At 55.9% G+C, this 21,279-nt stretch carries 17 protein-coding genes; 3 read left to right on the forward strand and 14 right to left on the reverse strand.

Annotated features, from left to right (window positions below; genetic code table 11):
• Positions 1 to 145: 145 nt before the first annotated feature.
• Entirely contained in the window at positions 146 to 814 is a 669-nt protein-coding gene (locus ACSQ87_RS13570) for a polysaccharide lyase family 7 protein (RefSeq protein ID WP_223430179.1), read from the reverse strand.
• 351 nt (positions 815 to 1,165) lie between these two features.
• Between ACSQ87_RS13570 and ACSQ87_RS13575 the strand changes: the two genes are divergently transcribed.
• Positions 1,166 to 2,257: a DUF3616 domain-containing protein gene (locus ACSQ87_RS13575; protein WP_223430178.1), complete on the forward strand. Its 1,092-nt coding sequence runs from the start codon at positions 1,166 to 1,168 to the stop codon at positions 2,255 to 2,257.
• Positions 2,258 to 2,569: 312 nt separating this feature from the next.
• Here ACSQ87_RS13575 and ACSQ87_RS13580 read toward each other — a convergent pair whose 3' ends face one another.
• The 8 genes from ACSQ87_RS13580 to ACSQ87_RS13615 form a co-directional block, all read right to left on the reverse strand.
• A complete protein-coding gene (locus ACSQ87_RS13580; protein ID WP_223430177.1) occupies positions 2,570 to 3,358 on the reverse strand; it encodes an SDR family oxidoreductase in 789 nt (262 codons plus the stop codon).
• Between the two features lie 59 nt (positions 3,359 to 3,417).
• Complete coding sequence (locus tag ACSQ87_RS13585; RefSeq protein ID WP_223430176.1) at positions 3,418 to 4,965, reverse strand: amino acid ABC transporter permease/ATP-binding protein; 1,548 nt, start codon at positions 4,963 to 4,965, stop codon at positions 3,418 to 3,420.
• A 64-nt stretch (positions 4,966 to 5,029) separates the two neighbouring features.
• Positions 5,030 to 5,824, reverse strand: coding sequence for an ABC transporter substrate-binding protein (locus ACSQ87_RS13590; RefSeq protein WP_223430175.1), 795 nt, complete (start codon positions 5,822 to 5,824; stop codon positions 5,030 to 5,032).
• Between the two features lie 44 nt (positions 5,825 to 5,868).
• On the reverse strand, positions 5,869 to 6,939 hold the full coding sequence (locus tag ACSQ87_RS13595) for an isopenicillin N synthase family dioxygenase (RefSeq protein ID WP_223430174.1): 1,071 nt from the start codon (positions 6,937 to 6,939) through the stop codon (positions 5,869 to 5,871).
• A gap of 14 nt (positions 6,940 to 6,953) precedes the next feature.
• Positions 6,954 to 7,805, reverse strand: a complete 852-nt coding sequence (locus ACSQ87_RS13600) for a sugar phosphate isomerase/epimerase family protein (RefSeq protein WP_046056025.1) — start codon at positions 7,803 to 7,805, stop codon at positions 6,954 to 6,956.
• Between the two features lie 350 nt (positions 7,806 to 8,155).
• Complete coding sequence (locus tag ACSQ87_RS13605; protein ID WP_223430173.1) at positions 8,156 to 8,545, reverse strand: hypothetical protein; 390 nt, start codon at positions 8,543 to 8,545, stop codon at positions 8,156 to 8,158.
• A gap of 148 nt (positions 8,546 to 8,693) precedes the next feature.
• Positions 8,694 to 9,224, reverse strand: coding sequence for a DUF2867 domain-containing protein (locus ACSQ87_RS13610; protein WP_317851607.1), 531 nt, complete (start codon positions 9,222 to 9,224; stop codon positions 8,694 to 8,696).
• Between the two features lie 58 nt (positions 9,225 to 9,282).
• Positions 9,283 to 10,335, reverse strand: coding sequence for an alpha/beta hydrolase family protein (locus tag ACSQ87_RS13615; RefSeq protein WP_223430172.1), 1,053 nt, complete (start codon positions 10,333 to 10,335; stop codon positions 9,283 to 9,285).
• Between the two features lie 267 nt (positions 10,336 to 10,602).
• Between ACSQ87_RS13615 and ACSQ87_RS13620 the strand changes: the two genes are divergently transcribed.
• Positions 10,603 to 12,033, forward strand: coding sequence for an IS1182 family transposase (locus ACSQ87_RS13620; RefSeq protein WP_436273669.1), 1,431 nt, complete (start codon positions 10,603 to 10,605; stop codon positions 12,031 to 12,033).
• A gap of 580 nt (positions 12,034 to 12,613) precedes the next feature.
• Here the strand turns inward: ACSQ87_RS13620 and ACSQ87_RS13625 are convergent.
• Together ACSQ87_RS13625 and ACSQ87_RS13630 are read right to left on the reverse strand one after the other, a co-directional pair.
• Positions 12,614 to 13,072 (reverse strand): hemerythrin domain-containing protein, encoded by a 459-nt coding sequence (locus tag ACSQ87_RS13625; protein ID WP_223430171.1) that lies wholly within the window; start codon positions 13,070 to 13,072, stop codon positions 12,614 to 12,616.
• Positions 13,073 to 14,102: 1,030 nt separating this feature from the next.
• Positions 14,103 to 14,333, reverse strand: a complete 231-nt coding sequence (locus ACSQ87_RS13630; RefSeq protein ID WP_223430170.1) for a hypothetical protein — start codon at positions 14,331 to 14,333, stop codon at positions 14,103 to 14,105.
• A 174-nt stretch (positions 14,334 to 14,507) separates the two neighbouring features.
• Between ACSQ87_RS13630 and ACSQ87_RS13635 the strand changes: the two genes are divergently transcribed.
• Entirely contained in the window at positions 14,508 to 16,169 is a 1,662-nt protein-coding gene (locus tag ACSQ87_RS13635) for a SulP family inorganic anion transporter (protein ID WP_223430169.1), read from the forward strand.
• Positions 16,170 to 16,190: 21 nt separating this feature from the next.
• Here ACSQ87_RS13635 and ACSQ87_RS13640 read toward each other — a convergent pair whose 3' ends face one another.
• From ACSQ87_RS13640 to ACSQ87_RS13650, 3 genes are all read right to left on the reverse strand, one after another.
• Positions 16,191 to 16,379: a ribbon-helix-helix protein, CopG family gene (locus tag ACSQ87_RS13640; RefSeq protein ID WP_223430168.1), complete on the reverse strand. Its 189-nt coding sequence runs from the start codon at positions 16,377 to 16,379 to the stop codon at positions 16,191 to 16,193.
• A 385-nt stretch (positions 16,380 to 16,764) separates the two neighbouring features.
• Positions 16,765 to 19,785, reverse strand: a complete 3,021-nt coding sequence (locus tag ACSQ87_RS13645) for an EAL domain-containing protein (protein WP_223430167.1) — start codon at positions 19,783 to 19,785, stop codon at positions 16,765 to 16,767.
• Positions 19,773 to 20,936, reverse strand: coding sequence for a substrate-binding domain-containing protein (locus ACSQ87_RS13650; RefSeq protein ID WP_223430166.1), 1,164 nt, complete (start codon positions 20,934 to 20,936; stop codon positions 19,773 to 19,775). Before ACSQ87_RS13650 ends, ACSQ87_RS13645 begins: the two co-directional genes overlap by 13 nt.
• Positions 20,937 to 21,279 lie beyond the last annotated feature (343 nt).

Here is a 21,279-nt window from a genome sequence, read left to right on the forward strand (position 1 = left end):
GGTTTTGAAAGGCTTCGAGGGCATCTGCCGCCCGCACGGTTGAGTTCACTGACAGCCAGCCACTTGGTAGCCGATCGACGAGGAAATCCACTAAAGACTTCACCCTTCGGATCGGCGTGCCAATGGTAGTGACCTAAAGAAGCAACTAAATGTTGTGTTGGATCTCCAGCATCCTGAACGTCACTTTTCCGCCCTCGGTGGGATAGCCGGTGTTGTCCTGCACATACGCACCCGCTTTGAAATACAGTGGTTTGGTCTTCCAGCTCGGGTCGATGGTGGTTCTCCAGTTGTATCCTGCTGCGCTGATGCCCAGCGCGCCCTTCGGGCTGAGGTGGATCTGGTAGGAAAAGTTGCAGTCGAGCGGCACCCCCGTCGCAATGGTAATGACCTGGCCCTCTTCATCGTCGGGGCGCATGCGCACCTTGACGACAATGTTTCCCGTCGAAGTCGACGTTTTGTATTGGTATTCCAGCTTCACCATGGGGCTGTTGCTGTCCTTGTTGTGAATCTGACCAATCACGATCTTGCCGGTGCTGGGCACCTGATTGACGGTCAGACTCGCCCGCAGAATGTTATCCGCCGCTGAATACTGCCAGTTGCGCAGCGTCCCATCGCTATAGGTTTCCCGCAACTCGCTGCGCGGGTAAATAGCGTTGGCCGTCCTGGAACCGGTCACAGGTGCCCAGAAGGAAAGGGTAGCGGCTTCAGGACTGAAATACTGGTCCTTGAAGCCTTGCGCCAGTCGAGGCGTTTCTATGGTAGCCGGTGGGCTGCCTTCAGGGATGCTTAAATTCCAGGTGGCGAGGTCGATCATGTCAATAATCCTGTATGCGGGGAATGTTGCGGCCACAGTTGCGCTCGAACCGACGCTATTGAGCTGTGTCAATTGGGTCTGCTGATCAGGAAATCCGTATGGCGGTAGATTGACGTCAAATGTTCGTCGAGGTGGTTGTTGCAGGCTTTGTGCCTACGGGGGGCACCGTTAGTCGGCTATTTTGGGAGTTGATGGAACTAATCCGGGTTGCTTACCAGCTGCAGCGAAGGGACCTAAGCCATCAGCGGTGGACGGGTCGGCCAGGATGAGTGCATGCACTGGACGAAGAACACGCTCAGAAGCCGGTTCTGAATAACCGGCACGCCGCGCCATAAAGACAGGAGACCGCTCATGAGCCACCGAAGCAATTTTGCGCTGTTGAGCTTTGATCCGGCGTTTGCGTCGTTGCGCAATGGCCTTTCGGTCGCTCAGCAGATTGACGACACACTCTGGGTGGCGAACGACGAAACCACGAGCCTGGAACGCCTGCTAATCCAGGATGCTGCGCCCGGCGACGTCGTAAGGTGCGATGAGCACCAATCGTTTCAGCTCCTGGAGTATTTGGATCTGCCCCTACCGAAGCAAGACGCCGAGATCGATATCGAGGGGTTGGCCTATACCCATGACAGTGGTTACCTCTGGTTGGTGGGCTCCCATAGCCTGAAGCGAAAGAAGGCCGAGGCCGGCACTCCTGCACAGAAGAATATCAAGCGCCTATCGACGGTAGAGGCGCAGGGCAATCGCTTTCTGCTGGCCCGCATCCCTGTGGTCCGGCAGAACGACGGCTATGCACTCGCCAGGAAGGTGGACGCCGATGGACGTACGGCGGCGCAGCTACATGGCAACGAGGTCAGTAACGACCTGACCACGGCCATTGCTGAAGATCCTCAACTACGCGACTTCCTGAGTATCCCGGGTAAAGACAACGGCTTCGATATCGAAGGGTTGGTGGTGATTGGCTCGCGTCTTCTGCTAGGGCTACGTGGACCGGTTCTTCGCGGCTGGGCTGTGTTGCTGGAGATAGAACCTGAGCTGAACGACGCCTCGACTGACACGCTGGTGCTTAAGAAGATCGGTCCGGATGGGCGCCGCTATCGCAAGCACTTCTTCGCGCTAAATGGTCTGGGCTTGCGTGACCTGTGCACTAGCGGTGACGATCTGCTGATCCTGGCGGGTCCCACCATGGACCAGGATGGTCCGGTAACGGTCTTCCGCTGGCGCGGCGGTTTCGCGTCCGACGAGGAAAGCGTGGTCTTTACGGATCAATTGGAGAAGGTGCTGGAGGTGCCTTTTGGGCAAGGCAATGATCACGCTGAGGGCATGTGTTTGTTCGAATCGGGCGAGCAGCTTGGGGAGGTCCTGCTGATCCTCTACGACTCTGCGGCGCAGAGTCGTAAACACGGCGATACGGATGTGGAAGGGGACCTGTTCATCCTGAATTAGTCACGCACCTCGACGTCAACGCGGCCTGTAGATCAGTTTGCCTGGGCTGCTGGTCGCCACCCTCGGACTTGCAGCACTGGCCCTGCAGTTTGAGTCGGTCTTCATCGCGGTGAAATGGCTCGGCGTTGCCTTTATCCTGTTCATCGCCTGGAACTTATGGTCAAAGAACACCGAACAAATGCAGGCACCTCCAAAGCGCTCAGCAGGCCGGGCCTTCTCGCCGGAGCCTCTACACGCGGGATGAACCGATTGCCGATGGGGGAAGGTTCCAAAGGCAATGCTCCAAGGCTCCAGGTTCAACGCCTGCCGTATTTATTGGCTGGAGCGAATGGCCCCTCCATCAATCAACAAGTTCTGCCCGGTCAGATAGCCCGCATGACTGCTGCAAACGAAAGCGCACAGAGCGCCGAACTCCTCGGGTGAACCGAAGCGTTTAGCAGGAATTTCGCTACGGCATTCGCCGAGGAATGCCTCACTGTCTTGCCCCGACTCCTCGGCAGCAGCGACCAGGTTGTCACGCAGTCGATCGGTGTCGAATGAGCCCGGTTGCAGGTTGTTGATCGTCACATTCCGACTGGCAATGTTTTCTTGGCGGGCAAGCCCTGCGATAAATCCCGTCAGACCACTGCGCGCGCCATTGGACAGACCCAGGCTTTCGATAGGGGACTTCACGGCACTCGACGTGATGTTGATGATTCGGCCAAATCCACGTGCCGCCATACCGTCTACCGTTGCCTTGATCAACTCGATAGGGGTGAGCATGTTGGTATCCAGCGCCTTGAGCCAGGCGTCGCGGTTCCATTCGCGGAAATCCCCGGGAGGAGGGCCTCCAGCGTTGTTGATCAAAATATCGAAATGCTCATGGGCCACGAGAGCTGCCGCGCGACCCTCAGGCGTCGAAATGTCTCCGGCTACGGCGATGACAGTCACTTCAGGATTTATCGCTCTGAGCTGACGGGCTGTTTCATTCAGCGTCTGTTCGCCTCGGGCGGTGATCACCACGTTCACGCCTTCGCTGACGAGTGTCTGTGCGCAGGCTTTACCCAGGCCTTTGCTGGCCGCGCACACCAGTGCCCAGCGTCCTGCTATTCCAAGATTCATGCGTGTTTTCCTGAAAGAAGGAAGTTCAAAGAAAGTGGTTGCCTACTGCAGCACCCTGCTCACGCATGATTCGCAGTTATAGGCAGGTTTGGCGATCGAACACTGATTCCCATAAAGCGCCGCACTCGTTCTCCTTCGGCATCGCAGCGTATGGTTTCAGGTGCGGCATCCAGTTGGATATTGCCGTTCTCCATGAAGACGACCCTGTCGGATATCGACATGGCAAAGTCCATTTCGTGGGTGACGATAATCATGGTCATGCCTTCACTGGCAAGGTCGCGTATGACGTTCAGCACATCGCCCACCAGCTCTGGATCGAGCGCTGACGTCGGTTCGTCGAACAGCATGATGTCCGGCTCCATGGCCAAAGCACGAGCGATCGCCACGCGCTGTTGCTGTCCTCCGGAGAGCTGGTGCGGGTACTTGTGGGCGTGGGCGAGCAGGCCGACCTTGTCCAGCAGCGCATAAGCACGGTGTTCGCTCAGCTCGCCCGGGATGCCGTGGTAACGCGGCGCCAGCGTGACGTTGTCGAGAATGGTGCGGTGCGGGAACAGGTTGAAGTTCTGGAACACCATGCCAATGTGCCGCACGCCTTTGCGCAGACGGGCGCTGTTGGGTTTGTCCGACGCTTCGATGAATTTTTCACCGAACAACAGAATGTCGCCTGTATCGATACTTTCCAGGCCGTTGACCGTGCGGATCAGTGAAGTTTTGCCGGAACCGGATGGGCCAATGATCGAGATCACCTGGCCGTATTCGACATTCAGATCGATACCCATCAGCACTTGGTGCGTGCCATAGCTCTTCTGGATGTTCTTCAGTTGCAGGATTGGTGTTGCGTTGCTGCCCGCGGCTTTACGCGCAATGTCGGGCAAGGCTTCGGCGCAGGCCTTGAGCTTGGCCACGGCGGCGGCATCGAGTGTATGCGGCTTGCGGAAGTTCAGGTCCAGGTAGCGCTCCAGACGCTGCAGGAAATAGCCGAACACGGTGACGATCAGCACGTAGTACACGCCCACCGCAGCCAAGGTTTCCATGACCAGGAAGTTAGTGGCATAGAGGCGTTGGCCAACCGTGAGGATTTCGGTCAGGGAGATGACCGAGACCAGCGACGTCAGCTTGACCACCGTGATGTATTCATTGATCAACGTAGGCAGCGAGATACGGAAAGCCTGGGGGATCACGATCAAGCGCTGCATGCCGAACAGGCCGACACCCAGCGCGCGGCCTGCTTCCTTCTGGCCCTTGGCCACGGAGATCAGGCCACCACGGTGGATCTCCGCCATGTAAGCCGCTTCCGTGACCACCAGGGCAAGCAGGCCTGCGTAGAAAGGGTTTGACAGTATCGGTCCGCTACCGGGAAACAATTGTGGCAAGTTGTAGACGAAGACCACCAGCACCAGCAACGGGATGCTGCGGAAGAACCAGATGTAGACCGCCGCGGGAATGCGCAATAAGGGCGACTCGGACAACTTGGCCGTGGCCAGGCCAAAGCCCAGCAGCATGCCGAGGAACCAGGCCAGGGCACTGAGCTGGACCACCGTGACGCAGGCCTTCCAGAAGTCCGGCAGGGAGAACAGGGAGATGAAATACGACCAATCGAATTGCATAGGGCACCTCGATCTGCCGCCCCGGTGCAGGGGCGGCAGATGACCAGACTACAAGGACACGTTCTTAATTGGCAGTCGGTTCTTCCAAGCCATATTTCTTGAGAATAGCGGCGTACTCACGGCTCTTTTTGGTCTCCTCGAAGGCTTTTTGCACGGCCTGGAATGTTTCGTCGTTACCTTTCTTGACGAAGATACCCAGGGTTTGCTGATAGATCGGGTGTTCGGTGGTGATCACTACCCGGCCATTGGTTTTTTCCGCGATCATTTTTGCAGCGCCAGCGATTTCAACCTGGGCCTGAATGTTCTTGGACAACAGGGCCTGGGTCACTTCGGGCGCTGATGGGTACTCGCTGACGGTGATCGCGCCTTTGTTGTTCGGCACGCAGTACTCATCGGAGAGCTTCTTGAATTCCTTGACCCAGGTGGTGCCCTGTTCCAGGCCCAGTTTCAAGCCGCACAGGTCTTCAGGTTTTTTCGCATTGATCTCGCTGCCCTTGGGCACCATGACCGCGGCACCGGTGTTGGCATAGGCGATGGTTTGGGCCTGAGTCTGGCGCTCCGGTGTGATGTACATGCCGGAAATGACCGCGTCGTATTTGGCGGAGTTCAGGCCCAGGATCAGGCTCGGGAACTTGGTGTCGACGAACTCCACCTTGGCGTTCATGTGCTTGGCCAGGGCCGTTGCCAGTTCCGGGTCCGAGCCCACCACGTTTTTGTCCTTGTCATAGGACTCGAAGGGCGGGTAGGTGACTTCCATGCCGACCTTGAACGTGTCTGATGCGGCCATGCTCAACGAGCAACCGAGCATGCCGGCGGCCAATACAGCCAAGCTCAACAGGTTTTTTTTATTGTTTTTCATTTTTTACTGACTCCGGCGTAGGTAGGGGTAACTGAAAACTTCAATCAGGACGGTTGAGCCTGATTTTTCAAATGTCCGAAACTGGCGGGCTTGCGTGCCTTGCCTGGCAGTTGAACGTCCCCATTGGCCACCCTCTGGCGCAGATACTGATAGGTCTGCAGTGCCTGGCCATACATGTGTTCGCCGATCGTGATTTCTTCGTAGTCGTTACCTCCCTGGGCGAACCCGGGCAGCGGTTTGATCTGGGTGTGAAAGTCGCAGGCATAAAACAGTGGAAAGGAATAACGCTCCTCCTTCACGCTCCGCACCCGGTGCGCAGTGGCAACGAATGCGCCTGCCGTCATCACTTCCAGCATGTCGCCGATGTTGACTACAAAGGCATCGGCAATCGGTGGTGCATCGATCCATTGGCCAAGATTGTTCATCACCTCAAGGCCTGGTTTGTCGGCCAGGAGGATGGTGAAGCACTCATAATCAGTATGGGCGCCAAGGCCCGGTGCGTCATGGGCGGCACCGTCGAAGGGGTAGTGGATCAGGCGCAGCTTGGACGGCGGGCGGGTGACCAGGCTGTCGAAATAGTTTTCTTCCAGGCCCAGGGTCAGGGCGAAGCCGCCGAACAGGCGCCGGCCCAAAGCGAAGATCGCTTCATAGTAGGCCTGTACCGACGCCTTGAAACCTTCCAGCTGCGGCCAGTCGTTAGGCCCCAGCAATGGCGTGTTGGCCAGCACCAGCGGGTCATCGGCCGGGACTTCGAAGCCGACATCGAAGGCTTCCTTGTGGTCCGGCTTGCCTTTGGAATAGACCTCTTCGCCTTCGGGTACAAAGCCCTTGTGGGTTTGCGAGGTGCCGATGTAGTGCCGCATCTTGGTGTCGAAGGGCTGATCGAAAAAGTCCTTGGCGGCCTTGCGCAGATTGGCGATCAGTTGCGGGTCGATACCGTGATTGGTGATATAGAGGAACCCGACTTCGCTGGCGGCGCGCCCCAAATGTTCGGCCACGGCCAGGCGGTGTTCCAGTTCGACGCTGAACAGACCGGCGATGTTGACCACCGGGATGCTATTGAAGTTGGCTTTGTGTGTGTCAGTGCTGGCGCTGTTGTTTTTATTGTCAGGCATGACGCATCGGCTCCCTAAGGATTGCTTGAGTGGTGGAAACGCTCGAAGTGTTCGCGCTCGGTCTGGCCCATCCACACGTTCAATGACCAAAGGTCGGCGACCGGGACATTGGTGAAGGGCAAATGATGCAGGTAGCCGTCGGCGCCGAATTCCGGGGTCAGGGTGCTGACCTGATAACCGCGGGCTTGCTGCGAGCGCCAGATGCTTTCCCAGTGCTGCTGATGGAAAGCCAGTTCTTTTGCATATTCGGGAGCCGCCGGGTGCGGAACTTGCGGGCCCTGGTCATAACCGACCCGGGCCTGGATATGGTGAACCCGCTCGATAAAAGCGCTCAGGTCATCGGCCGGGTCATTCAACAGACGCTCGCAGGTCACGACCCAATGGCTGATGTCACTGGTGAACAACAGATCGGGCAGTTGCCGGATCAACTCCAGGGTCACCCAGGGGTTGAACAGCGAACGCGAGCGGTGGGTTTCGAAACTGCAGACCTGACCGTGCTTGCGCGCCAGTTCCAGTGCCTGACCGAAGAACTCCACTTGTTGTGGCAGGGACCAGCGATCATTGCCCGCCAGCACGTTGACGAAACGTGGGCCGAGTTCGGCGGCCCAGGCGAGTTTCTGATCGAGGTCATTGAGGTGAACGGCAGGGGTCGCCGACTGCTCCGGCAGCACATCGTACGCCGTGAAGACTGTGCTGATATAACCCAGGCGATTGGCCTGGAGAAAGGCGGCGAACTCAGCCCGTTCACGGGCGTCCAGTGGCAGACGTGCTTCCATCCCATCAAAGCCCGCCTGCAGCAACTCTTCAAGCGCCTGGGCCTTGCTGGCGGTGTAACCCCACAGCGTGCGGAAAATTTCCAGCTTCATCGGTGATCCTTAAAAATCCTCAGGCCTACGGCTAAGCGCTGCCGAGGCTAGTTCGCTGTGGAGCCGATGTTAGGCATAGGCGGCGAGGTGAAAGAATCTGAAAATTCAAATGAATACTTCAGACTTTCATCAACAAATAGCTAGCTATTTATCGCGCTTTTCAAGAAGGATTTTATGGGCGAGTAGGTGTCTACGCTGGCTATTAGCGAGGGGTGCCATTGTTACGGCATCATTTTGAAGAGTCCCAAGCGATACCGGGGCACTGATGGTCCGCTTCTGGGCCGATTGCCGTCTTTGGCGAAGGGCAGCAATCGACTGTGGATTCAACCGGAAGATGGAAGAGTCAGGCCTCAGTGCTGGCCCGCCAGGACAGGCCTGATCGACTGAGCATCGGCTTTCAGTGCGAAGTAGGTCCATATGCCTCCAAAAAGATCCGCTACTGCGAAGAGAACGATCATTGGACTGGCGAGGCCAACGACAGCGAAGGTAGTGAAGGCCACGAAGACGACGAAGCGCGTGTACACCGACGCTTCCAAAAATGGCTTGTTTTCGTGCTTGGCTGCGATCCATGCGTAGATGCCGATATTGAACGCGATAACGCCAACCACGTGAATCCAGACCTCGGAGGTTGGTGGAATCCGAAAGATCGCCAGCAAGAAGTTCGGCGCGACGACTAACACGGCACCCACGACGAACAAATAGATGGCGAAGACCTTGGCACTGAACGCAGACCTGGACATGTTTTCCATTCCTTTAGTGATGAACGGCAGATGGAGCGAATGAATCCTGGAGACATGACGTTTGACTTGAGAGGCTTGCCCGGGCTTGCCGGAACAAGCCTCTCGATGGAAGGGTTAGATTTCAGTGGGGCACACAGCGTTCCCAGCCTTAGGGGCAGGTAGCCAGAGGCCAACCGATGCGCGCTGCACGCAGGAGACTGGCCTTAACAACCAAGCGGTGAAATGGGGCAATGACGAAGATGTAGGCCCGGCCTAGACGGTTGTGGCACTGGACCACGGTTGATAAAACGAGTTGGTGACTGCCTTCTGGCTCTGCCTCTCCAGAACACAGAACCGATATCCGGAAGTTGAGGTGCTTGTCGTCCTCTCCCAACACGATTTCAGTCTGGTTCGTGCTGTAGACCTTGAAGATTCCAATCCGATTAGCAAGTGATGCCAAGTGTTTGGCTGTCTTGAGACCGAAACAGGCAACGATAGTGTCTCGGACTTTCATGAGCCATCCGATCCAGGATGGCTGGTGGGAAAAGATGAATCGAGCTAGCAAATCCGGATTGCTGGATGTACCCGCAGGGAGCCGAATCGCAAAAGCGTCCGCCAGGTTCATCGACTTGTAAAGGTGGGTGACACCAGACCTCGAGGGGACTGGCACGGACTTAATGAGCTCGAATTCTCTGGGCATCGGGGATCTCTCCTGAGGTTTAACTACTAATTAGACGACATGCTCTCGTACCACGATTTTACAAACTGCCTTCTTTGTAGATAGATGACTGAAGAAACTCTGCTATCAGCGATGTAATCTGCTGTTGAATCACTCCACGCGGGCGAGCGCTGTCGCCATCCCGACAAATGATGCCATCGCCAGGTACTTCTTCTTCGAGCATTACCTCTGCGCCAGGTTTGCACACCGACAAGAAGCTGAAATGGCTTGCGTCGTTGATTTCGACGTAACGGCTTGACGCCGCAGGCAGGCGTTTGGTCAGGTTGGCAGACTCCAACTCGGCGGGAAGCTCGCGCGACGGTACGCCGGCAGCGATCACCAGCGCTGGTACCGGCAGCGAGGCCAGGCTTTCATCGGTCATGCCCCGTGAAAGGCCCAGGTCCAAGGTAACCACGGCAGTGACGCGTTTATCGCGCAAATCGGCGGCCAACGCGGCCTTTGATGTTGAGGTGCTTGCGGGGTTTATCTTTCCATAGACGGTGCAACTTGATAACTGCGGGTGGGCATTGCAGTCATGGGCGAAGCGGTCTGGATCGAAACGAGCACCGGCGATCTCCAGGGCGGTCCAGCCGCCGAGTGAATGGCCCACCACGGCAATTCGGTCATTGGCGACCAGGCCGAATTTTTCAGGTTGAGTCGTGACCCTATCAATGGCTCGGCGCACATCAACGGGCCGCTGCCATAACTGCGCCGCTGCTTGAGGGCTACGGTCATGAGTGGTGGTGCCGGGGTGATTGATTGCGGCGACGATGTAACCCCTATGAGCCAGCGCACTGGCAAGCCAGATCTGGTTGCTCCAGTTACCTCTGTACCCGTGGGAGAGCACCAACAATGGATGCTTGCCAGCAGCGGGCGGCGCGTCACGAACGGCAGAAGCCCCGACGAACACCGCATCATCGCCAATCATTTGCGTGGCTGCGGTGGTTGCACTGGGGTACCAGACGACCATCTCCAGTGCGCGGTCATTGTGCGAGTCCGCCAGTGTGGAAGAGCGGAAGCCGACAGGGGGCTCGTCAGCGAGTGCGATCGTAGTCAGCCAGGTCAACAACAGGGCGCCAAAAGCTATTTTCAATGTCGTTTCTTCCTTGATCAGATAAGTGCATGGCAACTTGAACCCGCCGTCAGGCGCATCTACCTTCGTACGGAGTCGAAGTTAATGTGGCCGCCTATACGCACGGACATTAAAGACCACATTCGAACCGCCGCGCAGAACTTTCATCCTTAACCTATTCGTGGTCTTGGCGAGAAGGCTGAAGGTCCGCTTTTGGCCCAGAGTGTGTAAAAACGCTTTCGCGAACCCTTGCTATGATTTCTGAGGATTTCATCGCAGGGATCGCCCATGAAGCGCTTTATCCAAGGTGAACATCGAGGCCAAGGCACCTTACTTCCCGAGAGCCTCGACGACTACGTCAGCGATACCAATCCGGTGCGCGTAGTCGACGTCTTTGTCGACGAACTCGACCTGGTCAATCTGGGTTTTGAAGGTGCCATTCCAGCCGATACTGGCCGGCCTGCTTACCACCCCGCGATCTTGCTAAAAATCTACATCTACGGCTATCTCAACCGCATCCAGTCGAGCCGACGTTTGGAGCGAGAAGCCCAGCGCAACGTCGAACTGATGTGGTTGACCGGGCGTTTGATGCCGGACTTCAAGACCATCGCCAACTTCCGAAAAGACAACAGCAAGGCCATCCGAGGCGTCTGTCGCCAGTTCGTTGTGCTGTGTCAGCAGTTGGGATTGTTTGGAGAACATCTGGTCGCCATCGATGGCAGTAAATTCAAAGCAGTCAACAACCGCGACCGCAATTTCACCAGCGCCAAACTGAAGCGGCGAATGGAAGAAATCGAATCGAGTATCAACCGTTACCTGACGGCACTCGATGCTGCCGATCGGCAAGAACCAACAGCTTCCGAGCCCAGTGCCGTGCGGCTGGAAGAGAAAATCGCCAAGCTCAAAACTCAAATGAAGGAGCTTCAGGCGATCGAAATCCAGCTCAATGAATCGCTGGATAAACAGGTCTCACTGACCGATCCAGACGCTCGCTCCATGATGACGCGCGGCACGGGAATCGTCGGCTACAACGTGCAAACAGCGGTCGATACGCAGCACCATTTGATCGTTGCCCATGAGGTGACCAACGTCGGTTCCGACCGCGATCAACTCAGTTCGATGGCCAAGCAGGCCCGCGAGGCGTTAGCGTCAGATACGTTGTCGGTAGTGGCCGACCGAGGTTACTTCAAAAGCGAACAAATCCTGGCTTGTCACGATGCAGGCATCACCGCCTACGTGCCCAAGCCGATGACCTCTGGAGCCAAGGCTGACGGGCGTTTCAATAACGATGCGTTCATCTATGACACGACCAAAAACCAATACATTTGTCCGGCTGGTGAAACGCTCATTTGGCGCTACACCAACGTTGAAAAAGGCCTGAAGTTGCACCGTTACTGGAGTTCGAAATGCCAGGGCTGCACGTTGAAAGCACAGTGCACACCGAGCACGGAGCGACGAATTCGACGCTGGGAGCATGAAGCCGTCTTAGAGGAAATGCAGCTTCGGCTGAGCAAAGCACCGGAGATGATGCGAGTCCGAAAACGGACGGTTGAGCATCCCTTCGGGACGCTCAAACAATGGATGGGTGCGACGCACTTCCTGACGCGAAAACTGGCCGGGGTGAGTGCGGAGATGAGCTTGAATGTTCTCGCCTACAACTTGAAACGGGTGATGAAAATCATCGGTGCTCACGGTTTGATGAAAGCACTGACGGCCTGAAAAGGGCTGATTTTGGCCCATCCCAGAGGCTGTAAAAACAGCGTTGACGTGTTCCAGGTCGCGACTGATGCAACACGCAGCATTTGTCATGCGATCGTTCAACAACGAACGTCAATGACCCAAGACGATGAGGCCATGAGCGTTTTTACACACTCTGGGCCGATTTCTGCCGCTGGAGAAGGATACCTGGCGACCCAGAGTTGCCGGTGGACCGCTGCTACCTGTTGAGCCGTGTGCGCGCCCTCAGATCAGCCAACGAAACCAGGGCGGCTCACCTGCTTAAAGCATGGTCACTAGAGGTCACTAGAGATTTGCATCATCACCCGCAGTTCCCCCAATAACCCCGTGGCCTGATTCGCCGTAGGCGGCTAGATATCTGTAATCGAAATAATGCGATTAGCCCCAACGCTTATTCCATGTCTGGCGAATGTGTGGGTGTAAGGCTCACAATTCATCTCGTTTGTAATTCTATCTAAGTAATCCTACAAGCCAGCGGTGTAAAATTTGGCACCCACGCAATAAATATGTCAGATCGAGTATTAAGTAGCAGCCTGGTTAAGTAAGACGGTTAAAGCTTCGATTAATGCCACTGACGCTTTATTTCCTGCCACTGGATGTCTGACAACCACTTGTCTGCTACCGGAAAGAAAATATTCTCCTCAGCATCCATATGATCGTAGTATTTCTTGATAAAGTCATCGATAGTGTCAGCGATTACTCTCGCCTCCTGAGTTGAGTCCTCCAGCATCTTGAGCTGTCCGGCAATGCGCCCAAATGCTTGATGATCTCGCTCGATATCCTTGACCCGTTGGTGGATCGGTGCCTCAGTCGCTAGCAAGGCCCGCCGAATAAGCTCTTCATTTTCATGGTGGTATCGCTCTGCATCACCATGCAAGGCTTCCAGCAGCTTAAACAACAGCTTGCAGTCATCGGCACTAGCGGATTCATGCCTTAACCTACCCAGCAATCCTTTGATTTGAGTAATTTTGATAGCCACCTCATGATGATAGGTGTGCAGCTCTTTCAATAAGATGTTCATATAAAATCCTCACCGCTACACCAAACCATCACAGAAAAATATTATTAACCACCATCCTCCAAGGATAGCCACACATATCAGTTTCCATAACTTCTAATACTTCCATACCAAAACACTAACCCACGCGTATTTAACGTTTTTATTATAGTCTGGCACAAAACTCTTGCCCCACTAAATTTGCCGCCTTTGGATGAATTTGAAATATCAAGTGAATGTTTATATACGCTATTTGATTTACTTAAGGCGACGCTAAAAAAATAGCTAGCTGCCCCCTTGGCACACCGAGCACTGTCAACCAGCCACCCTATCCGTGTGCCTTGTTACGCGCCATGTAGAAGACCTTCTCCGAACTCAAATACACCGGCAAGAAAAAGCAGACTCACCAAGATCGCTTCCTAGCTGACATTGAACAGCTGGTGTCCTGAGCACAACTGGAGGGGCAAGTGGCACGGGATCGTTGCTTTCGTTGCATGCCGGTGCCGATCGCGCTGTTTTGAATCGCCCCGGGTTTCGTAGGCACATGAGGCCCAGCTGCAACAGGTGGAGCGTCTGTGATTGCTTAGGCAAAGCCGACAGGTAGCTTTTGGCCCAGATTGTGTAAAAACGCAGGTCCAGTTTTGAAGTCTGCGTCGCTACGTAAAATCTGACAGCGGTGGCAGAGCTCATCGCGACCGGTTGAATCCACAACCCAAAGCAGCCGCTCAGACCGGCGTAAAACTGGCCGATTGCTGCCTGCCACGACTGGCTGAAACCGATCGAGGCTGTGTAAAAACATTTTTCAGCGCGACAGGTACTCAAAACCGGGCTGGAAATCGCGCGTCTACGCAAAATCCAAATCTGCTGATGTGCCGATAAATTTCAGATTTAACGTAGACGCGCACACTGCAATTTTGGCGAAGCGTTTTTACACACTCTGGACCCAAAGCTGCCTGTCATATCAGGAAGCATACAGACCAAAGAGCTTCGTTTTGATTGGATAGATACTCGATTTTCACTGACATGATCATGTCTCCAAGGCGTAATCCAATGGTTAGAAATGGATTTCAGCGGTCTTGAGGCCCAAGTCTCGAAGCTCGGCGATCAAGTCATCCAGATGTCCGAAAGACTCGACCTCTTCGTTGTCATCAACCAAAAAATAACTCCTCCCCGCGTCCTTCTTGAAGAACACGATCCACTCCTTGGGATTGGTCGGGTTTGCGATCAAGTGGGTGTCAAAGGTTACGCCTTCGGCATGTTTGCTTTTCACAGCTTTGCGATTCATGTCAGTCACCACGCTACACGCGCTCTCGGAAATTTCTATTTACAGTGCACGCCTGTTCAGCCCATCTGAGTCTTCGCTATCAGCATTCCCTGCGGCACGAGGCAGTGGATCAAGGGTATTTAAATTATCACGGCATGTTAATAGTATGCGCATACATCTATTTTGGAGCTAGCCATGATTGCGGTTGGTGAGGCCTGGAAGGCGGGACTGATGGGGCGTAAACACTGGCTCCGCAATCTGGTGTCTGGCGTGATAGTCGGGGTCGTGGCGCTCCCCCTGGCAATGGCTTTTGCCATTGCATCTGGCGTCAAACCTGAGCAAGGCATCTACACTGCAATCATCGGTGGCCTGCTGGTTTCGCTCTTTGGGGGGAGCCGCTTACAGATTGCCGGGCCAACAGGTGCGTTCATCGTGATTCTGGCGGGAGTTACGGCCAAGCATGGCGTAGACGGTCTGCAAATCGCCACGATGATGGCGGGCGCCATGTTGTTATTGCTCGGGATTGCCCGGCTTGGTGCAATCATTAAGTTTATCCCCGATCCGGTGATCGTCGGATTCACCGCCGGCATCGGCGTGATCATCTGGGTCGGACAGTGGAAAGACTTTTTCGGTTTACCGGCGATCAGTGGAGAGCACTTCCACGAAAAGCTCTGGCATTTGCTACAGGCGCTCCCGGATCTTCATGTGGCCACCACCCTGCTGGCTGCACTCAGTCTTTTGTTGGTAATCACCGCTTCCAAAATTCCCGGTCTCAAACGGGTGCCTGGTCCGTTGGTCGCAATGGCGGTAGCTATGGCAATACAGTCAACCTTTCATTTCGAGGGGGTAGCCACGATTGGCAGCGCATTTGGTGGCATACCTCAAGGTCTTCCAGCGTTTAGCCTGCCTGAAATCACGCTGTCTCGCGTCATCGATTTGATTGGTCCGGCTTTCACGATCGCCATGCTTGGAGCAATCGAATCGCTTTTGTCCGCAATGGTGGCCGATGGCATGGCGGGCACTAAGCATGATTCCAATCAGGAGCTGATCGGTCAGGGGGTGGCTAATCTGGTCACGCCATTGTTTGGCGGCTTCGCGGCTACCGGAGCCATTGCCCGTACTGCAACCAATATCCGTAATGGCGGCACAAGCCCGCTGGCTGGCATTACGCACGCGGTCACCTTGGTGCTTATTATTCTGTTTCTGGCACCTCTAGCCTCAAACATCCCACTGTGCGCCCTGGCTGCCATTCTTTTCGTGGTCGCGTACAACATGAGCGAGTTGAAACACTTCAAGCGCATGGTCCAGCGAGCCCCGCGCGCAGACGTGTCTATTCTGCTCATCACCTTCAGCCTCACAGTGTTCAGTGACTTGGTGATCGCCGTGAATATCGGCGTCATTCTCGCGATGCTGCACTTCATGCGCCGCATGGCCTCATCCGTGGAGGTGCAGCAGATAGTCGAGCACGAACTTGAAGGAGAGTTGAGGGCCAATGGCCATTCTCACTTGCCGCCAGGGATACTGATTTACACGATTGAAGGGCCACTGTTCTTTGGTGCGGCTGAGACCTTCGAGCGTGTGTTAGCGCAGACCCATACCGACCCACGTCTGTTGATTATCCGTCTGAAGCGCGTGCCGTTTATGGATATCACGGGCTTGCAAGTGTTGGAGGAGGTTATTCAGCAGCTGCACAATCGCAATATCGTGGTGAAACTCTGCGAAGCGAACACCAAGGTGCTCAGCAAGCTCGATAGGGTGGGTATCCTGCAAGAAATTGGCCCGGAGCATTACCACGCCGACTTCAACACCGCGCTGGCTAAAGCTGTCAAGCACGTAGAGGGTACGTCGACCCTCTAGAGACTAACTGCCAGTGTTGGGTTATGACTTGGTACTGACGGCATGCTTGCTCTTGGTCGAATAGCTGGCGCCGTGAGTGTCCAGATAGTCACGAATCAGTTGGCGGACAACCTGCGAAGACGTCAGGTCTTGTGCTGCACAGAGTTCCTCGAAAGCTTTTTTCTTGACGGGATCAATGAGCACCGTGAGGCGCGCAGTCTTGCTTTCCATGGGGTATTCAATCGCTCAAGTCGCTGGATGTTAATCAAATTGTAATTGCCTTGTTCTGTGCTGTCACTGTACAGGCAGCGTGTTGCTCGGTACTTCGACTTTACTCACAAGAAAGATTGGGTTCTCCCGGTGGGGGATGAGCCGGATCTGCTTCGACGCAGCACGGATAATCCCCACCCGCGAGGAAAGGCGCAGCTTCGTTCTAAGCTGGCCGCCTGCTTGCAACGGGTCGACTGTGATCAGTCACGAGCGACCGGAAATGGCCGATTGATGCCTGTCGAGACCGGTGGAATCCTCAGGCCCGACATCAACACGGTCGGGTCTTTCATAGTGTTCCAGGGCGATCGGCTTCTGACACAACAGCGCTTTACCGTACGCTGAGTCATTAATGCCCGGGCATTGGACTGCTTGGGCGTTTTACATCGCGTTTTCGCCTTGCCGGGTCAGGGCTCGCAATGCGGCTCGGTTGAGGTAACCGGGGCGTACGCAGTAACAGACTGATTTCCTCTGCGCTGACCGCTCTGCTGAAAAAGTGGCCCTGAATTTCATCGCAGCCGTTTTCACGCAGGAAGGTTTGCTGCTCTTCGGTTTCGACGCCTTCGGCAATGACCTTGAGGTTCAGTTTGTGCCCCAACGAAATCACTGCGGTGGCGATGGCTTTGTCGTTCTCGTTGTCGGGCAGATCGCGCACGAAAGACTGGTCGATCTTGAGTCTCGCGATCGGGAAGCTTTTCAATGCTGCGAGGCTGGAGTAGCCGGTGCCGAAGTCGTCGATCGAGAGACTGATCCCCATTGATTGCAGTTCCTTCATTTTGCTGATGGCTTGCTGAAGGTCTTGCATGATCAGACTTTCGGTCAGCTCCAGCTCAAGGTACATCGGCTCCAGTCCGGTTTCTTGCAAGGCATGCATCACCCGGTCGATCAGGTCCCTTTCGATGAACTGGCGTGCTGAAATATTCACCGACATGGTGATCGGCGGCCAGCCCGCATTCTGCCACTCTTTGTTCTGTCTGCACGCGGTATGAATCACCCAGTCGCCGATGGGCACGATCAATCCGGTCTCTTCGGCTTGCGGAATGAATTTGATTGGAGACACGATGCCGAGCTCGGGGTGCTGCCAGCGGATCAGTGCTTCTACGCCGATAATCTGACCTGACTGCAAATCCACCTGTGGCTGGTACAGCAGCAGGAACTCGTCATGGTTGAGTGCGTTTCGAAGCCCGTCTTGCATGGCGAGCTTGCCCTGAACCGTGTTTTTCATCTCGCTCGTATAGAACTGGTAACTGTTGCGACCCAGTTCCTTGGCCCGGTACATGGCGGCGTCCGCGTTGCTGAGCAACGTGTCGGTATCGCTGCCGTCGGCAGGGTAGGTGGCCAGGCCCATGCTGCAGGTGACGTGGAGTGTGTGTCCGCTGAGCTGAATCGGCCGCAGGATGGCTTCCTGGATTTTGTGCAGGGCTGGAGTCACGCAGTCAAGGTCTGAGGGCTGGTCGAACAGGATGATCACAAACTCGTCGCCACCCAGTCGCACGACGGTGTCGGTGCGGCGTACACACTCCAGCATGCGCTGGGCGACGGTTTTCAGCAGTTCGTCTCCAGCACTGTGCCCAAGGCTGTCATTCACCAGTTTGAATTTGTCCAGATCGAGAAACACCACCGTCACCAGGCGGTCGTAGCGCTGAGCATAAAGTATTGCCTGCTTGAGACGGTCTTCGAGCAGTGTGCGATTCGGCAGCCCGGTCAGTGCGTCATGGTCGCCCATATAGCGAATGCGCTTTTCGGTAAGTTGGCGTTCTATCGCAATGCCGGCAAGCGGTGTCGCCATGTCGATCAGTCGCGTCTCGGTCGCGCTAGGGCTGCGTACGGTGTTGGAATACAAGGCAAACGTACCCAATACTTTTCGCTCATGGGACAGAATCGGCGTGGACCAGCAGGCGCGAAATCCATAGGGCGCAGCGGCTGAACGGTACGCCTCCCACAGCGGATCCAGCTCGATATCCGTGACGATGACCGGCTCTCGTCGATACACCGCGGTGCCGCATGAACCGACGTTCGGCCCGATCGCAATCCCGTCAATGAGCTGGTTATAGGCTTTCGGCAAACTGGGGGCAGCCCCGTGCAGCAGGTGTTTGCCATCCTCATCCAGCACCAGAATGGACACCATCATCCCCTCCAACTGGGACTCCACCAGGTGAGCCAGGCTGTCGAGGACTTCTGCAAGCTCGGTGCTCCTGGCGATCAGCTCCAGGACATGACGTTGTCCGGCACGGATGACCGCTTCTTTCTCTAATCGGCTGTTTTGCAGGGCGAGCCGCTCTGTGGCAATACTCAATTGGACCGTTCTTTTTTCCAGCTGAAGTCGGTCTTTGAGGAATTGATTAACCGCGCGAGCCATGTTGCCGATCTCGTCCTTTCCATGTTCCGCCATCATCAAGTGCGTTTTGTCAGTGTGTTCCTGACGTAATTGCCGGCTTATTTCATTCAGACGCACGAGCACATGACGGCCCATGAAGACCCGGGTCACGAACCAGGCGAATACCAGGCTGGCGCCCAACATGATCAGCACCCATTGCTGGCTACGATTTGAGGCCTCGACCAGGCGCTGCAGGGCTTCGCGATAGTCTTCGGTGTAAGCACTGGATTGCGCACGGGCCACCGCGACCAGAACCCCGGCCTCATTCTTCAGTTCCTCATTGAAGCGCTGTATGACGTTGTGCTGATTGATGAGCTTCAGGCGCAGGGAGAAGAGATCGGGCGTCTCCACTTCAGCGTCGGGTAACTTGCCAGCGGTGCGTGACAGGCGCTCATAACTGATCCGCAGCCGTTGCACGGCATCACTGTCAGCAGCCTGCGGCAGATCGAAAAGTAACACCGCCAGTTCCAGGCTGGCCCGGGACTGTGTCGCGATTAACCGGGCGGTGTGATCCTCCATGGTCTGCTCGAAGGTGACCTCGGTTTGCAGCAGGCTTTCTCGCAACTGCGCAACGATGTTGGCAGTATTGCGGAACATCTGACTCGACTGATGCATGTCGAGTATCGCCACGCCATTGTTCGCAGCAGTCAGCTGCTGTACCAGTTGATCGAGGGCTTCAAGCTGTTCGACGGTCGCCGCATAGCTTGAACGCAGGGTGTCGGGGGAGCGGGTTGTCAGAAGCTGATCGGTCTGGCGTTCGATCAGCAAGGTACGCTGCAGCATGTCTTGCCCATCTTGCATGCGGACCAGTCGTTCATCCGTCAGCTGGCGGGTGGCGTTGTTTGACGTGCGCAACGCGTAGACCGCTGTTGCACCACTCGCCAGGATCAGCAGCGCCAGCGTCAGAAACGCCAGTGTGAACTGTGCGCGTAGCGATTGCGGCAATAGCTGGCGTCCGAGCCGGGAAGTAACGTCCAATGTCAGGGGTTCCATTGTTGGCGATAGATGTCTCGATAGCCATTGTCAGGGTCGTACTGGAATTTCTTCCCGCCGTCGAAGGCGATATTGTCGGCACTGACCAGATGAATCGGCGCGACGAAGCCGCTCACCGGCTGACCTGCAAACAGCCGGTTCAATTCATCCATCACTTGCCAGCCATGCAGGTTGAGCGGCTCGGCCACGGTGACGGTCTGGTAGGTTTTTGCCTGTATACGCAAGAAAGCCGAAGCGCTGCCATCACCGGCAGACAACAGACTGATGCCGTCGCTGGGTATTGCGGCGTTGGTCAATGAGGCGATCGAGTAGTCGAAATAGATGTCGTTGATGGCCAGCGTGTGGGTCCAGCGCTTGCCATAGCGCTGAAGCAGCTCCTTGGTAATCGCCGGCATCTTCTCGCCACTTTCGGAGATCGCGACATCGCGCACTTCCAGTAACGTACATTCCCGACAGGCCCGAATGACGTTTTCCATGGCCTTGGCTTTCGCCATGGCGATGCTGTACTTGGAGTCGGTCAGGATGACCACGCCGGCCTGTCCGTTTGACTGTGCCACTGCCGCCATGGCCGTGAGGCGAGCCACTTCGAGCGGGTCGGTCGTGACGTTCATGGCCACCGGCGTGCCGGCAATCGGCCCGGGTCGTGCCCCGGCGTGCCAGCCAACCACCGGCACATCCCGGTTGGCGAAGAGGATCAGCGCTGCATTGTTCTCAAGGGCATCGGAGCCGCACAAAATGAGGCCGTCGGGTTTCGCTGCCAGGGCATCGGAAAAGGCCTTCGCGCGCCCGGCCGATGATCCAGCGCCATCGAATATCTTCAGCGTCCAGTCCATCGCCTTGGCTGCCTCGCGAGCGCCCTGCGCGACACCGACAATGCCTCCGTTACGCAAATCTTCTGCGACAAAGGCGATGCTCTTGCCCCGCAGGGCTTGCGGGCCGGATTCAGGGCCGCTCCAGCGAACGGCTTCGAGGGTGGCCCTGGAAACGATTTCCTGCGCTTGAATCACCGTAACCGTGGCGTTTTCGACACCCGCTGTGGTTGGCAGGTTCTGGCCGACTCCGGGAGTTGCCGTGAAAAGACAGAAAACCGTAACTGAAGCCATCCAGAGTGGCCCGGGTCTGGAGCCGATGGCGCGATCATAGTCTGGCATGGCGTCCCTTTTTGCCAAGAGTGCAGCGTTCACTGTCCGAAAGGATAGTCGGTTCTGCTGTCACCAGGTCTTTTGTGGGTAAAGTGCGCGAACTTTAGTCCTGAACATTCAGGAAATGGGGCAGGGTCCATGGCACAAAACAAGGGACGAAGGCCGATTGCATCGTTGACTACATTGAGTGGTTTTACAAGGCTTCGACTTTGCGTTGAAAAGAGCGGCTTCGCCCTAATGCCGATCAGTTAAGCCAAAACGCGATCCGTAGCAGCTGTCGAGCTTGCGAGGCTGCGTTCGGCTGCGAAGCAGTCGTAAAACCTGTGTGCGAGGTTTAACTGAAACACCGCAC

Source organism: Pseudomonas sp. LjRoot277 (assembly GCF_964253845.1).
GTDB lineage: Bacteria > Pseudomonadota > Gammaproteobacteria > Pseudomonadales > Pseudomonadaceae > Aquipseudomonas.